Origin of the sequence: Sphingomonas sp. 66-10 (assembly GCF_001897045.1) — a bacterium.
In the GTDB taxonomy this organism is placed as follows: Bacteria; Pseudomonadota; Alphaproteobacteria; order Sphingomonadales; family Sphingomonadaceae; genus Sphingomonas; species Sphingomonas lycopersici.
Genome location: NZ_MKRR01000133.1, coordinates 406,245 through 406,882, shown reverse-complemented (window position 1 = coordinate 406,882; position 638 = coordinate 406,245). Strand labels below are relative to the sequence as shown.

At 63.6% G+C, this 638-nt stretch carries 1 pseudogene; it reads right to left on the bottom strand.

Annotated features, from left to right (window positions below):
• Positions 1–638, bottom strand: a pseudogene (locus BGN95_RS15830) (TonB-dependent receptor); the annotation flags it as partial.

The window sequence follows — 638 nt, the reverse complement described above, 5'->3', positions numbered from 1 at the left end:
GACGAGCACCGACGGCGCAAGACCGCCCTTGTAGCCGGGAATCCAGTTCGCGGTGCTGATGCTCCCCTGATATACCCCGCCCGGCAGCGGCGCGATGCCGCCGCTCGATCCGCCGGGGCGCCCCGATGGCGTGCCATAGCCGGCCCGGCTGGCGAAGACGCCGTTGGAGAAGGTGCTGGTCGATTCCTGGTATAGCTTGTCCTCGAGATATTGCGCGCCCAGCTTGACGCTGAACTTATCCTTCGACCAGCCGATCGTCGCGCGCAGCTGCTTGACGAGATCGGTATTATAGGGCGCGCCGCGTACGATGACGTGCGAGCCGATGACCGACTTGTCGGTGAAACGGGAAAGATCGCCGGCCGGGCCGACATCGTGGATCTGCGGCAGATACTGGCTGCTTGGACCAAGGATCGTCAGCCCGGTATTGGCGCCGAGCACCGTCGTCGAGCCGTTGGTGCCGCCGTAGCCGATATCCATGCTGTCGTTGAAGCCGTTGCGGCCGGGGTTGCGCGTGCTGCGCGCGATCGCGCCGTCGAGCTCGAACTTCAGATGTTCGGCGATATCCCATTTCAGGTTCGCGCCGATCTGATTGGTTTCATAGATGTTGCGGGTCCGATTGGCGTTGAAGTCCATCGGCG